This window comes from Mesorhizobium sp. M0317 (assembly GCF_040321555.1).
Taxonomy (GTDB): domain Bacteria; phylum Pseudomonadota; class Alphaproteobacteria; order Rhizobiales; family Rhizobiaceae; genus Mesorhizobium.
This window is the reverse complement of sequence record NZ_JAMYRV010000023.1, coordinates 37,905-51,334: the sequence shown is the minus strand read 5'-3', so window position 1 is coordinate 51,334 and position 13,430 is coordinate 37,905. Positions and strand designations below refer to the sequence as shown.

Sequence of the window (13,430 nt, the reverse complement as noted above, 5' to 3'; positions counted from 1 at the left end):
GATCACCCTCTGATTCCCTGTGCCAAGGCGATAGAACCTGATTCTTGCACCTGGCGTGTTCAAGCGGCGCGTTCCGGGAACTTTTTTATCGATCAATTCCAAGGAGACAAGACGATGAGCACCGCGGCAAGGCCCGTCATCTCGGAAATGCGGCCGAAGATAACCGTTATCGGTGTCGGCGGTGGCGGCGGCAACGCGGTCAACAACATGATTGCCGAAAATCTGCAGGGTGCGGAGTTCATCGTCGCCAATACCGATGCCCAGGCACTGACCATGTCGAAAGCATCGCGGCTGATCCAGCTGGGCGCCCATGTCACGGAAGGCTTGGGCGCCGGGTCCCTGCCGGCGGTCGGCCGCGCGGCAGCCGAGGAATCGATCGACGAGATCAGGGACCACCTTGCGGGAACCCATATGTGCTTCGTGACCGCCGGCATGGGAGGCGGAACTGGAACCGGTGCCGCGCCCGTCATAGCGAACGCTGCACGGGCAGCCGGCATCCTGACTGTGGCGGTCGTCACCAAGCCGTTCACCTTCGAAGGGAAGCGCCGCATGCAAGCCGCCGAAGAGGGCATCGAGCAGCTTCGCGAATGCGCCGATACCGTGATCGTTATTCCGAACCAGAACCTCTTCAGGATCGCCGACGCAAAGACGACTTTCGCGGACGCCTTCGCCATGGCTGATCGCGTCCTTTATTCCGGCGTCGGCTGCATAACCGATCTCATCGTCAAGGAGGGGCTGATCAATCTCGACTTCGCCGACGTGAAGTCGGTGATGCGCGACATGGGCCGCGCAATGATGGGTACCGGGGAAGCCACGGGCGAGGACCGCGCCAGGAAGGCCGCCGAAGCGGCGATAGCAAACCCGCTTCTCGACGAAGCCTCGATGATCGGCGCCAAGGGCGTCCTGGTCTCGATCTCGGGCGGCATGGACATGACGCTGTTCGAAGTCGATGAGGCCGCCACCCGCATCCGCGAGGAGGTCGACGCCGACGCCGACATCATCGTCGGCGCCATATTCGACCGGGCACTCGCCGGAAAATTCAGGGTCTCAGTCGTCGCGACAGGATTGCGGCAGGGCCTGGAGATACCGCAGTAGGCAGGATCCGGGCTGCTGATTTATGAGTCTGGTGGACCGTGGTCATGGGCTTCGCCACCGAAAAGTCGGCCCGCAAGCCCGCACCATTGAACTTGCCGGTGAAGTTGCCGGCCTAGGGACCGAATTCGTTTCGAGGCCGCTGCCACGAATGCGCGAACTCGCATCAGCGCCGCCGCGGAACCGCTCCCAACTGCAACCGCGCCGCGAATGCGCTTCGACCCGGATCCCCAACAGGAGGCCATACAGATTGACCGCGGCAGACATTTCGCCTGCGATATGGCCAGCGTCTGCTGACCACATGATCGGCCCTTTCTGATCGGTGATGCGGGCTCGCTGGATATGGCACAATAAAACCGGCATGGGTCAGACGTCGGGAGCATCCAGTGGCGGCCAGCCTCGCAAGCGCTATATCGAAGAAAAACTCAGGTCGACCCGACAGGAGCATACTCCATGGCTGACACGCCGACACCCGATGCTTCGTTTCTCGCGGCCCTGACGACAGAGCATTTCGTGCAGCAGACAGCGATCAGCACGTCCATAAGTGAAATGGCGTCGCGGACGACCATCTACATTATGGCTCTGTCGAGCGCTCTGGTGGCAACGGGCTTTGTTACGCAGTCCTCCGAGTTCTTCCTGCCGTTTGTCGCGGTTGTGCTGCCATCGGTCTTTTTACTGGGTGCCTTTACCGTCTTGAGGTTGGTCGACATCGCCGCTGAGAACATGCAGGCCCATATCGGCATTGCCCGGATCAGAGCCTACTATCGAACTTTGGGCGACGAGGCTGCCTTCCAGTTTTCCAAGGAATTCGGTCGCTGGCCCGAAAATGACGCCGAACCTTCTCTTCGTACTGGGCCTCTCCTGGCGTACCTGACCACTGCAGCGACTATGATCGCATTCATAAATGCCATCGTCGCGGCGGCGGGCGTTACTCTGCTTGCGTTTCGTGTCGGTGCAGACCTATTGCTCGCGCTGTGTCTTGGCGCTGGAACAGCAATCGGCTTGATGACGATTTTCTATTTATACCAGCGCCTCCGGACGAAAGGCATGGTCCGCATTGCCAAACCCTATGGTTCTGAAAAGAGCGTGCTTTGAGCGGGTAATGAATGTGGTGTTTGTCTGAACGCCACCGGCATGGCAATTCCGATCTTATTGACGACCAATGCTCCACGCCCCTCGCAGGCTGTTCGCAATGGCGAGCCCTTTCGGGATCGAGATATTTGCGCAAACTTTTTTGCCCGGCATGCGTTGTTCGTTCTCCGAGCACAGGAGAAAGCCATGCAGACTAAGTCGCAGACTTCAGCCGAAGCCGCCAAGCAACGCCATATCCAGCGTGGTATCGATGCCAAAGACGAGACGAAGAGCAATGGCAAAATGCAACAAGCGATGCAAGCCGGCGCCCGCAAATATCCCGAGCCACCTTTTCCCGAGCAGCATCAACCCAAACCGGGGCATGAATGGGCGATCGAGCCCGCTCCGCTCTACGATGCGCCTTACTACCTCGGATCGAAAAAACTCGACGACAAGGTAGCGCTTATCACGGGTGGTGATTCCGGCATCGGCCGTTCGGTGGCAGTCTTGTTCGCCCGCGAGGGCGCCGACATTGCGATCGTATACTTGAGTGAAGACAGGGACGCCGAAGCGACCAAAAACGCCGTCGAAAAGGAAGGCCGGCGTTGCATACTGATAAAAGCCGATGTCAGTGAACGCGAGCATTGCCGCAACGCCGTGGCGCTGACGGTCGAAAAATTCGGCAGGATCGACGTGCTGGTCAACAACGCCGCTTTCCAAATCCATTCCAGTGACTTCAACGACCTGACCGAGGAACATTTCGACACGACGCTGAAGACCAATCTTTACGGCTATTTTCATATGGCGCAGGAGAGCGTGCCGCACATGGAGCCGGGCTCCGCGATCATCAATACCGGTTCGGTGACCGGCATCGACGGTTCCAAGCAACTGGTTGACTATTCGATGACCAAGGGCGGCATTCATGCCTTCACGCGAGCGCTTTCGGGCAATCTGATCGGCAAGGGCATCCGGGTAAACGCGGTCGCGCCAGGTCCGGTGTGGACGCCGCTCAACCCTTCGGACAAGGAAGCCGACGACGTCTCGAAATTCGGCGCGGATACGCCGATGAAACGGCCAGCGCAACCGGAAGAACTTGCCCCGGCTTACGTGTTCCTCGCCTCGTCGCATTGCTCGAGTTACATCACGGGAGAGATCCTGCCGGTGGTCGGTGGCTACTGAGGTCGCGGAACGTATTTCATTGCATTGGGCTACCGAGTAGACGGCACGCGACGACGTCGTCTCCAGGGAGACGCTTGCCGTGCTCGGTCGCTTCAAGAAACGCGTGATCGGTGCCGTGCGCCGCCGCTACACGGCACCCGCCACGGCTCCGGAGCAATAGCGCTCCGCGTTGGTCGAAATCCTCGCCCGCGTTTTCAGTTTTCTGAATTTCCGCTTGGAACTCTCCCGCCGGCATCCCGTTCAAACATCATTGAGCCAGGAGAACGACCATGCCACGAGGCGACAAATCGAAATACAGCGACAAACAGGAACGCAAAGCCGACCACATTGCCGCAGGCTATGAGAAGCGCGGTGTTTCCGAGAAGGAATCCGAGCGCCGGGCATGGGCGACCGTCAACAAGGACGATGGCGGCGGCAAGAAAGAAGGCGGCTCGGGTCGTGGTAAACACACCGGACACCCCGCGGCCCACAAGGGTGGGAAAAGCGGCGGCAAGGCATCGGCTTCACGGTCAGCCGCAAGCCGATCGGAATTGGCAAAGAAGGCAGCGGCAACACGCAAGCGGAATGCCGAGCACCATGCCCATTAACTGCCCCGCAACAGGGTTCGGAACGCCATGAAACCCAAGCTCGTCAATCAGGTCAGCGGGCAAAGAATTTTCGTCGTGGTGCTCGACCTCGGCGACGAAGGCTTCGCCGCGCTGACCGCCTTCGCAACCGACAAGAACATCGCCGACAAGAACATCGGCAGTGCCTCTTTGACTGCGATCGGAGCGTTCGGCGCCGCCTTGATCGATCTTAATGCGTGAGGTTGGCAAGCGCCTACCCGGCTCCTTGGCCATCAAGGGCGGATGTCTCTGTGGCAGGATCCGATTCAGCGCCGGGATCGAACCGAGGGTTCACTACTGCCACTGCGATATGTGCAGACGAGCGACCGGCAGCGCGTTTGCAGTTCTTGCCTGGATGCCCTGCCAAAGCCTGACCTGGAATTCCGGAACGCCAACATATCGAAGGTCTTCGCCGATCGCGCAAAGAGGCTTCTGCCCAGAATGCGGGTCGCCGCTCAGCCTTTGCTACGACGCGTCGCCAACCGAGATCGCGCTGCACGTCGGTACCTTCGATGATCCGGCTCACCTGATGCCTCGGTACAACTACGGTTCAGCGCAGCGCCTTGGTTGGGTGTGCTGCGGAATAGACCTACCGGACCGCGACACCGAGGAGCGCTGGTAGCGCCGCCTGTTGCGAATGACCTAGATTGCCGATCAGGAATGCGGCCCTTGTCGCCGTGGCCAGACCGTTGACAACCCCTAAGCGCTAGCCGGTTTTGATCCTTTGGGGGGCCGCATTCTCTATCGCGAGGAAAATCGCTTCGAACAGATCCTCGTCCCGGAAGGGCTTGCCGAGCAAGGGCACGTCGGCTGGCCGATCGGCAATCTCCCGGGCATCGGCATAGCCCGTGATCATGACCGCTGGCCAGTCCGAGCGCAAATTGCGCGCGAAGCGGATCACGTCGACGCCGGATACGAGTGGCATGGCGAAATCGGTGATAATGACGTCGAACTCGTCGGGAGTGCGCTCCATCATGGCCAGCGCCTCCGCCCCTCCTCCCGCGCAGGTCACCTCGAAACCACGCTGGCGAAGGGACTCGGCGGTCAATTGCCGCAAAACATGGCTGTCGTCGATCAGGAGGATTGATGGGTGCTCCATTCCGGCATCGGCGAACGCTCGTTCAATGCCGGGTTCCACCACAGGATCGACCGGCTGTTCGGTCGAACGTGGCAGCCAGAGTTGCATGGTAGTTCCGCGGTTGACGACGCTTTCTATGCGAAGTGTCCCACCTGACTGCTTCATGAAGCCGTAGACCGTGCTGAGGCCGAGGCCCGTTCCCTTACCCACCGGCTTGGTGGTGAAGAACGGTTCGACGACCTTGGCGACAAGATCGGGGGGTATGCCGGATCCGGTGTCCTTGACGGCGATCAGGACATAGTCGCCCGGCGGAATATCCTCTGTTGGCGTCCCGATCGATCGATTCTGCGCATGCACGGTTATTGTCCCGCCAGAGGGCATGGCGTCACGCGCGTTGAAAACCAGATTCATCAAGGCCAATTCAAGTTGGCCTGCATCGACATGCACCGGCCAGATCGTGTCATCGATCTGCCAGTCGAAACGGATCAACCCCCCCAGCACAGGCGCCACCAATCCATTCATCGTGTCGCCCAGCGCAGCAAGGCGCACCGCTTCCGGCTTCAGGGTCTGGCGCCGAGAGAATGCCAGCATTCGCGCGACAAGGTCAGCGCCTTGTTTTGCAGAACGCCGCGTCAGGTCGAGTACCTGTTGCGCCTGATCATCCAACGCAGCTCGGCGTTCAAGCAGCCCTAACCCACTGAGAATTGCGGCGAGCAGGTTGTTGAAATCATGCGCCAGGCCGCCGGTTAGCTTGCCGATAGCGTCGATGCGCTGGGATTGAAGCAGCTGATCCTCAAGACCGCGCCGCTCGGTGATGTCAAGCAATGTGCCGATGATTTCCGGTTCACGCCCATCTGAGCCGTCCGACATCACGCCCTGGTCGAGAAAGATGCGATACTCGCCATTGGCGCATTGCCAGCGGAACTCGCACGTATAGGAGCCGGTGGTTTTTGCCGCCAGCAGCGCTTGCTTCAATCGCGGCAGGTCGTCGGGATGAACGCGGCTGAGACCGAACTCCGGATCCGATGTCAGGTATTCAGGCGCAAAGCCGGTCAAGCGCTCGACGCCCTCCGTAACAAAGCGCGCCGCAAAGGGCGGCTCGGCTGCCCGAGCATGAAAGCAGACCGGCAACGAATTCAGGATGGCGTCCTGCCGTTGCTCGGCGCTGCGCAGCGCGCGTTCGGCCTGAAGCTTGTCCTTGTGCGCCTGCAACGCCTGCGCCAATAGTCCCTGCTCGACCTCCGCCTTGCGCTGGATCTCGAGCGTCTTCTCGTGGAGTTCGACGAAAACCGCGACTTTCGAACGCAGCATGATCGGATCGAATGGCTTGAACACATAGTCGACTGCGCCGGCGTCGTAGCCGCGCAGCATATGCGCATCCTCCTTGTTGATGGCGGTCAAGAAGATGATTGGGGTGCGCTTGGATTGCTCGCGCTGGCGGATAAGTGCGGCCGTTTCATACCCGTCCAACCCTGGCATGAGGACATCCAGGAGAATGACGGCGAACTCCTCTTTCAGCAGAAAACGCAGAGCCTCTTCGCCCGATTGGGCGCAGATGACCTCTCCGATAGTCGCGAGCACTTCGCTGATCGCCAGCAGATTGCGCTCATCGTCGTCCACCGCCAGGATGCGGGCTCTTGCCGGCCCTTCGGCAAGAGCTGCCACCTCAAGTTTCCTTACCCTGTTTCTTGCCAGCTTTTGCATCGAAGGGCCGTCAGTTCGCTGCCAGGAGAATTTTTTCCGGGCTCTCGACACGGGATCGGGCACGCCCGATCCAGACACGAAGCAGCGCCAGCAGGAGATCCAGGTCGACGGGTTTGGCGATGTAGTCGGAAGCCCCGGCATCCAGACATTTTTGCCGATCCCCCTTCATCGCCTTTGCGGTGACGGAAATCAGCGGGATATGAGCAATCGCCGGTGTGCCGCGAATCCGCCGCATCGTCTCGTAGCCGTCCATCTCCGGCATCATGATATCGATCAATGCCACGTCGACATCGGGCGCCTGTTCAAGCAGCGCGATGCCATCACGGCCCCGCTCGGCATGCAGAACCTGTATGTCATAGGTCTCCAGAACACTGGTGAGCGAATAGATGTTGCGAATGTCGTCGTCGACGATGAGAACTTTCGCCCCGGCGAGATCGGACTTGCCGTTGTGTTCAGTTCCTGCCCAGGCCTCTTGGCGACCTTCTCCCGGCAGCGTTGCCGAAATGTGCAGCGCCAATTGAGCGAAGTTCTCCGCCCGCGGTGCTTCCGCCAAGGCCGGGTTCAATGCCAGCACCTGTTCAAGCGCGTCCGGGTGAGGCGTAAAGAACAGCAGCTGCGGCAAGGCTTCGCCGAATTGGCCGGTGATCTCGTCCAGCGCCTTTGCGTTGTCCTTGGCGGAGCGTCCGAAGCCGAGCACGACGGCATCATAGGAGGCGAGGCCAACGTCTTCTGCATTGGCCGCAACACGACCGATCGCGGTGACCGACGTTACGCCGTCGCGGATTGCCTCGACCAGCGCCAGACGCCGCTCCGGGTCAGGGTCCACGACCAGAACGCGGCGCTGAACGCGGAGCTTCTTCGAGTGGATATCCTGAAACACCTTCATCAGCTCGTCCGAGGAAACGGGCTTGGTGGAAATGCTGGACGCCCCCTTGCGTGCGAGACTGTCGATGTCTTCGGCACCCGAGATGACATGGATGGGAATTCCCCTCGTCTTCTGGTCATGCCGCAGCAGATCGAAAAGCACCCAGCCATCGATATCCGAAAGTCCGAGATCAAGTGTGATTGCGTCGGGAACGAGCTTGCGGGCCAATGCCAGCGTGCCGGAACCTGCAGTCGACAGAACGCCTTTCAGCCCGGCCGACCGGGCGAGGCCAAGCAGCAACCCGCCAAAGGTCGGATCGTCTTCGACGATCAACACGATCCGATCGGTGGGTAGGATTGAATCGCGGTCGTCGATCAGCTCTGCCGAGGGCGGACTGCTGAGCAGAGCTGTCGCAGCAACCGCCTCCGCCGCCGGAGCCAAGGTCGACTGTACTGTCGTCACGCGGGGGCCGTCGAACGGGATGATGAGGGTAAATGTCGACCCCTTGCCCGGCGTGCTTTCGACCCGCAATTCGCCGCCAAGCAAGCGAGCGATCTCGCGGCTGATCGAGAGCCCAAGGCCGGTGCCGCCATACTTGCGGCTGGTGGTGCCATCGGCCTGCTGGAAGGCCTCGAAAATCAGCTTCTGTTTGTCTTCTGGAATGCCAATGCCGGTGTCGGTGACGGCGATCGCGAGAGCCTTCACCGGCTGCGTCGCGCCATTGCGGCGGCCGGCCTTTTCAACCCGGAAGTTCAGGCTGACCTCGCCTTCCGAGGTGAATTTGAATGCGTTGGAAAGCAGGTTGAGGACAATCTGCTGCAAGCGTTTCTCATCTGTGCGGACCGTGTCGGGAAGCGCCGGATCGACCTTGATGGTGAAGCCAAGTCCCTTGTCGGCCGCCAGCTGACGAAAGGTTCGTTCCATGTGCTGGCGAAGATGCGTCACCGGCATATCGTTGATGTCGATGGAAACAGTGCCGGACTCGATCTTCGACAGATCGAGGATATCGTTGATGAGGCTGAGAAGATCGGTTCCTGCCGAATTGATGGTCCGGGCGAACTCTACCTGTTTTTCGTTGAGGTTGCCGTGCTGGTTGGTCGCCAGCAGGTTTGACAAAATGAGCAGCGAATTCAGCGGCGTGCGCAGTTCGTGGCTCATATTGGCCAGGAATTCGGACTTGTATTTCGACGTGAGCGCCAGTTGCTCGGCTTTCTCCTCCAGCGCGCGTCGCGCCATCTCGATTTCGAGATTCTTGTTTTCGACCTGCTTCTTTTCGTTCTCGAGCAGCTGCGCCTTTTCCTGCAGCTCCTCGTTCGTCGCATGCAGCTCTTCCTGCTTTTTTGTCAGCTCGGTTTGACGCGCTTGCAATTCCGACGTCAGCAGTTGCGACTGCTTGAGCAGGCCCTCCGTGCGCATCGTCGCAGCGATGGTGTTGAGAACGATGCCGACGGATTCCATGAGCTGGTTGAGGAACGACTGGTGTGTGTCACGAAACTCGCCGAACGAGGCGAGCTCGATGACGGCTTTGACTTCATCCTCGAACAGGGCAGGCAGGATGATGACATTGGCTGGCGAGGCGCTGCCAAGACCAGATGTGACCCGAAGGAATTCTGGCGGCACATTGTCCAGCATGATGGCGCGCTTGTCGGCGGCACTTTGCCCAACCAGGCCCTCTCGCAGATCAAGCCGCTGCTTGATGGCAGCCTTGCTCTCGGCGCCATAGGAAGCCGCCAGCTCAAGATAGGATTCCTCCTCGTCGCGATTGGTGACGTAGAACACCCCATACTGGGCGTTCACCAGAGGAGCGAGTTCGGACATGATGAGCCGCGAGACGGTGGCAAGGTCGCGCTCGCCTTGCAGCATGCGCGAAAACCGGGCGAGATTGGTCTTCAACCAGTCCTGCTCGGCATTCTTCAGCGTCTGATCCTTCAGATTGCGGATCATTTCGTTGATGTTGTCTTTTAGCGCGGCGACCTCGCCGGAGGCTTCCACGCTGATCGAACGGGTAAGATCGCCCTTGGTCACCGCCGTCGAAACCTCGGCGATGGCACGCACCTGGGTGGTCAGATTGGCAGCGAGTTGATTGACATTGTCGGTGAGGTCGCGCCAGAGGCCGGCGGCACCTGGCACACGCGCCTGACCACCGAGCTTACCCTCGATGCCCACCTCACGGGCGACGTTGGTCACCTGGTCGGCAAAGGTGGCAAGCGTCTCGATCATGCCGTTGATGGTGTCGGCCAGCAGGGCGATCTCTCCCTTCGCGTCGACCGTCAGTTTGCGCCTGAGATTGCCTTGCGCGACCGCCGTCACGACATCGGCGATGCCGCGCACCTGATTGGTCAAGTTCGTCGCCATCAGGTTGACGTTGTCGGTCAGGTCCTTCCAGGTACCGGCAACACCTTCGACGCGCGCCTGGCCACCAAGCTTGCCCTCGGTGCCAACCTCACGCGCGACTCGGGTGACCTCGCCGGCGAAGGAGTTCAACTGGTCCACCATGGTGTTGATGGTCGACTTGAGCTCCAGGATTTCGCCCTTCACATCGACGGTGATCTTCTTCGACAGGTCGCCGCGCGCCACGGCGGTCGTGACTTCGGCGATGTTGCGCACCTGGCCGGTCAGATTCTCGGCCATCGAGTTCACATTGTCTGTGAGATCCTTCCACGTGCCGGCAACGCCGCGCACCTGCGCCTGGCCTCCCAACTTGCCTTCCGTGCCGACCTCGCGTGCCACGCGCGTGACTTCCGAAGCGAAGGAATTAAGCTGGTCCACCATTGTGTTGATGGTGTCCTTCAGCTCCAGGATCTCGCCGCGGACATCGACGGTGATCTTCTTCGAAAGGTCCCCGAGCGCCACGGCGGTGGTTACCTCGGCGATGTTGCGCACCTGGCCGGTCAGGTTGGCCGCCATGGCGTTGACGTTTTCGGTCAGATCCTTCCACGTGCCGCCGATGCCGCGCACCTGGGCCTGGCCGCCGAGCTTGCCATCGGAGCCGACCTCGCGCGCCACACGTGTCACTTCCGAAGCGAAGGAATTGAGCTGGTCGACCATCGTGTTGATGACGTCCTTGATCTGCAAGATCTCGCCCAGCGCGTCGACGGTGATCTTCTGGGTCAAGTCGCCGGTCGCAATGGCCGTTGCCACCTTCGACACGTCACGCAACTGCACCGTCAAATTGCCGGCCATGGCGTTGACGTTGTCGGTCAGATCCTTCCAGGTGCCACCGACGCCTTCGACATGCGCCTGGCCACCAAGCTTGCCTTCCGATCCCACTTCGCGGGCCACACGCGTGACCTCAGAGGCGAAGGAGTTCAGTTGGTCGACCATCGTGTTGACGGTGTCCTTGAGCTCCAGGATCTCGCCTTTGACGTCGACGGTGATCTTCTTCGACAGGTCGCCGCGCGCCACGGCGGTGGTGACTTCTGCGATGTTTCGAACCTGGCCAGTCAGGTTGGCGGCCATGAGATTGACGTTGTCGGTCAAATCCTTCCATGTGCCGCCGACGCCCCTCACCTCTGCCTGGCCGCCCAGCTTGCCTTCGGTGCCGACCTCGCGTGCCACGCGCGTCACTTCCGAGGCAAAGGAGTTCAGTTGGTCGACCATCGTGTTGATGGTGTCCTTGAGTTCCAGGATTTCGCCTTGCACGGCGACCGTGATCTTCTTCGACAGATCGCCCGACGCGACCGCCGTGGTCACCTCGGCGATATTGCGCACCTGACCGGTCAGGTTCTCGGCCATCGAGTTGACGTTGTCGGTGAGGTCCTTCCAGGTGCCGGCGACGCCGCGCACCTGCGCCTGGCCGCCAAGCTTGCCTTCGGTGCCAACCTCGCGTGCCACGCGCGTGACCTCGCCCGCGAATGAATTCAGCTGGTCCACCATCGTGTTTATCGTGGATTTCAGCTCGAGAATCTCGCCCTTCACGTCGACCGTAATCTTCTTCGACAGGTCGCCCAAAGCCACCGCGGTCGTCACTTCGGCGATGTTGCGCACCTGGCCAGTCAGGTTCTCGGCCATGGAATTCACATTGTCGGTCAGATCCTTCCACGTGCCACCAACACCCTCAACGCGCGCCTGGCCGCCAAGCTTGCCTTCGGTGCCAACCTCGCGCGCCACGCGCGTCACTTCCGAAGCGAAGGAATTAAGCTGGTCCACCATCGTGTTGATGGTGTTCTTCAGTTCTAGGATTTCGCCCTTGACATCGACTGTGATCTTCTTCGACAGGTCGCCCGACGCGACCGCGGTCGTAACCTCCGCGATGTTGCGCACTTGCCCGGTCAGGTTCGTGGCCATCGCGTTGACGTTGTCGGTCAGATCTTTCCACGTGCCGGCGACGCCCTTGACCCGGGCTTGGCCGCCGAGCTTGCCTTCCGTACCGACCTCGCGCGCCACGCGCGTCACCTCGGAGGCGAAGGAGGCCAACTGGCCGACCATGGTGTTGACGATCTTGCCGATGCGCAGGAATTCGCCACGCAGCGGTCGGCCATCAATTTCGACCATCATGGTCTGCGACAGGTCGCCCTTGGCGACGGCGCCGATAACGCGCGCAACCTCAGCCGTTGGCTGAACCATGTCTTCTATGAGATCATTGACTGAACGGACACTGGATTCCCAACTGCCGGTGGCATTGCGAACCCGGCCGCGCTCGCCTATCCGCCCTTCCTTGCCGACGACCCGGCTCAAGCGCTCGAACTCGCGCGTCACTTGGTCGTTGAGGTCAGCGATCTCATTGAAAGTCTCAGCTATCTCGGAATCGAGGCCTTCATAAACATTGTCGATGCGGACGGAGAAATCGCCGCGCCGGAAGGCTTTCAGAGAATTCAGGATGCTTCGACGGTCCAATTGCTTCTTGGATGCCTGCACGGTCACAGCGCCACTCCCAGCCCTATGGATTTATACGGATAAAGTTGCCCCCGCGGCCAATGGTGGATCGCGCCGCAAGGCCCCAAACGCGGCATTTTCAATTTTGTTCCATCGTGCCGTGAATTCCAGGCCGACGATTGCGCCTTGGTTTGAACGCCGGATTTCATGATGCGGTTGCGATTTATCGGGCTTCAGCCGACCACGACACGTCATCGCCGTTTGCCATTGCCAGAGAGGCATCAATTGCGTTGCGCAACTCGGAAGGCGAGGCAGGCTTTGCGACCCATGTCCCTTGAAGGAAAATCGGATCGTGAAAACCCGAATTGGCGTAGCTTGCCGAATGGACGACAAAGGGGTTCTTTCGGGCGTCAAGCAATGTAGCTATTCGTACGCAATCCCCGTCCGCCAGGCCGATATCCATGACAACAATGTCGGGAGAACTGCCCCTGAACCATTCCAGCGCGTCGGCGCAGGACGAAAAGACCCCAGCGATGTCGAACCCCGCGTCGCGCAACATGTCTTCAAGTTCGAGCGCGATAAACGCCTCGTCTTCCAAAATCGCAACGGACCTATGGTGGTCCAATTATCGCAGTCCTTTGCTCTCCGAAGCGATCGGCAGCGCAGCACGCCGCCTGACCGGTTCCACCCGGTGGTCGAAGCTCACGGCAATTTTCTTGCCGGACATGGCATGGACCATAAGCCCGACCAATTCCTCGTCGTCGCAGCGACACTCAGGAAACCTTGCGCGGATTTCATCGACCGCAAACGCCGTCGAGATAATGTCCTCAGCGCGATAGCCAGAGATCACCGCGTAGACTGCGCTATAGGTTTCAAGGTTCAATGACTTCGGTTTTCAGCACATCATCCTCCCTGCGGAAGGCCGACGGCAGAGGCGCCGGATGTCTCGCAAAGATTGCTAGATGCCGGCATCGAGTCTTCGGCGCTGTATCCTGTTCATTCTATGACGGTTGGCCGCGCT

10 protein-coding genes are annotated in these 13,430 nt (G+C 60.1%); 6 read left to right on the top strand and 4 right to left on the bottom strand.

Annotated features, from left to right (window positions below):
• Positions 1-114: 114 nt before the first annotated feature.
• The 6 genes from ftsZ (at position 115) to NKI88_RS17330 (ending at position 4,569) form a co-directional block, all read left to right on the top strand.
• Entirely contained in the window at positions 115-1,095 is a 981-nt protein-coding gene (gene ftsZ / locus NKI88_RS17355; RefSeq protein WP_023702103.1) for a cell division protein FtsZ, read from the top strand.
• Positions 1,096-1,545: 450 nt separating this feature from the next.
• Positions 1,546-2,187, top strand: coding sequence for a hypothetical protein (locus tag NKI88_RS17350; protein ID WP_352512503.1), 642 nt, complete (start codon positions 1,546-1,548; stop codon positions 2,185-2,187).
• 183 nt (positions 2,188-2,370) lie between these two features.
• The gene (locus tag NKI88_RS17345; RefSeq protein WP_023687856.1) at positions 2,371-3,342 is read left to right on the top strand and encodes an SDR family oxidoreductase; all 972 of its coding nucleotides are present in this window, start codon (positions 2,371-2,373) and stop codon (positions 3,340-3,342) included.
• A gap of 269 nt (positions 3,343-3,611) precedes the next feature.
• Positions 3,612-3,929, top strand: a complete 318-nt coding sequence (locus NKI88_RS17340; protein WP_352656302.1) for a plasmid stabilization protein — start codon at positions 3,612-3,614, stop codon at positions 3,927-3,929.
• A gap of 27 nt (positions 3,930-3,956) precedes the next feature.
• Positions 3,957-4,148 carry a PPC domain-containing DNA-binding protein gene (locus NKI88_RS17335; RefSeq protein WP_023815879.1) on the top strand — a complete coding sequence of 64 codons (192 nt, stop codon included), beginning with the start codon at positions 3,957-3,959 and terminating at the stop codon, positions 4,146-4,148.
• Positions 4,141-4,569 carry a GFA family protein gene (locus NKI88_RS17330; protein ID WP_081726065.1) on the top strand — a complete coding sequence of 143 codons (429 nt, stop codon included), beginning with the start codon at positions 4,141-4,143 and terminating at the stop codon, positions 4,567-4,569. The genes NKI88_RS17335 and NKI88_RS17330 overlap by 8 nt, the downstream gene beginning before the upstream one ends.
• An 84-nt stretch (positions 4,570-4,653) precedes the next feature.
• Here NKI88_RS17330 and NKI88_RS17325 read toward each other — a convergent pair whose 3' ends face one another.
• From NKI88_RS17325 to NKI88_RS17310, 4 genes are all read right to left on the bottom strand, one after another.
• Positions 4,654-6,729, bottom strand: coding sequence for a PAS domain-containing hybrid sensor histidine kinase/response regulator (locus tag NKI88_RS17325; protein ID WP_352656299.1), 2,076 nt, complete (start codon positions 6,727-6,729; stop codon positions 4,654-4,656).
• Between the two features lie 10 nt (positions 6,730-6,739).
• Complete coding sequence (locus NKI88_RS17320) at positions 6,740-12,451, bottom strand: HAMP domain-containing protein (RefSeq protein ID WP_031198412.1); 5,712 nt, start codon at positions 12,449-12,451, stop codon at positions 6,740-6,742.
• A gap of 181 nt (positions 12,452-12,632) precedes the next feature.
• A complete protein-coding gene (locus tag NKI88_RS17315) occupies positions 12,633-13,034 on the bottom strand; it encodes a response regulator (protein WP_352656297.1) in 402 nt (133 codons plus the stop codon).
• Positions 13,035-13,292, bottom strand: coding sequence for a hypothetical protein (locus tag NKI88_RS17310; protein ID WP_352656295.1), 258 nt, complete (start codon positions 13,290-13,292; stop codon positions 13,035-13,037).
• Positions 13,293-13,430 lie beyond the last annotated feature (138 nt).

Coding starts and splice junctions, on each gene's coding strand:
- ftsZ (WP_023702103.1), top strand. CDS start 115: ATGAGCACCGCGGCAAGGCCCGTCATCTCGGAAATGCGGCCGAAGATA.
- NKI88_RS17350 (WP_352512503.1), top strand. CDS start 1,546: ATGGCTGACACGCCGACACCCGATGCTTCGTTTCTCGCGGCCCTGACG.
- NKI88_RS17345 (WP_023687856.1), top strand. CDS start 2,371: ATGCAGACTAAGTCGCAGACTTCAGCCGAAGCCGCCAAGCAACGCCAT.
- NKI88_RS17340 (WP_352656302.1), top strand. CDS start 3,612: ATGCCACGAGGCGACAAATCGAAATACAGCGACAAACAGGAACGCAAA.
- NKI88_RS17335 (WP_023815879.1), top strand. CDS start 3,957: ATGAAACCCAAGCTCGTCAATCAGGTCAGCGGGCAAAGAATTTTCGTC.
- NKI88_RS17330 (WP_081726065.1), top strand. CDS start 4,141: ATGCGTGAGGTTGGCAAGCGCCTACCCGGCTCCTTGGCCATCAAGGGC.
- NKI88_RS17325 (WP_352656299.1), bottom strand. CDS start 6,729: ATGCAAAAGCTGGCAAGAAACAGGGTAAGGAAACTTGAGGTGGCAGCT.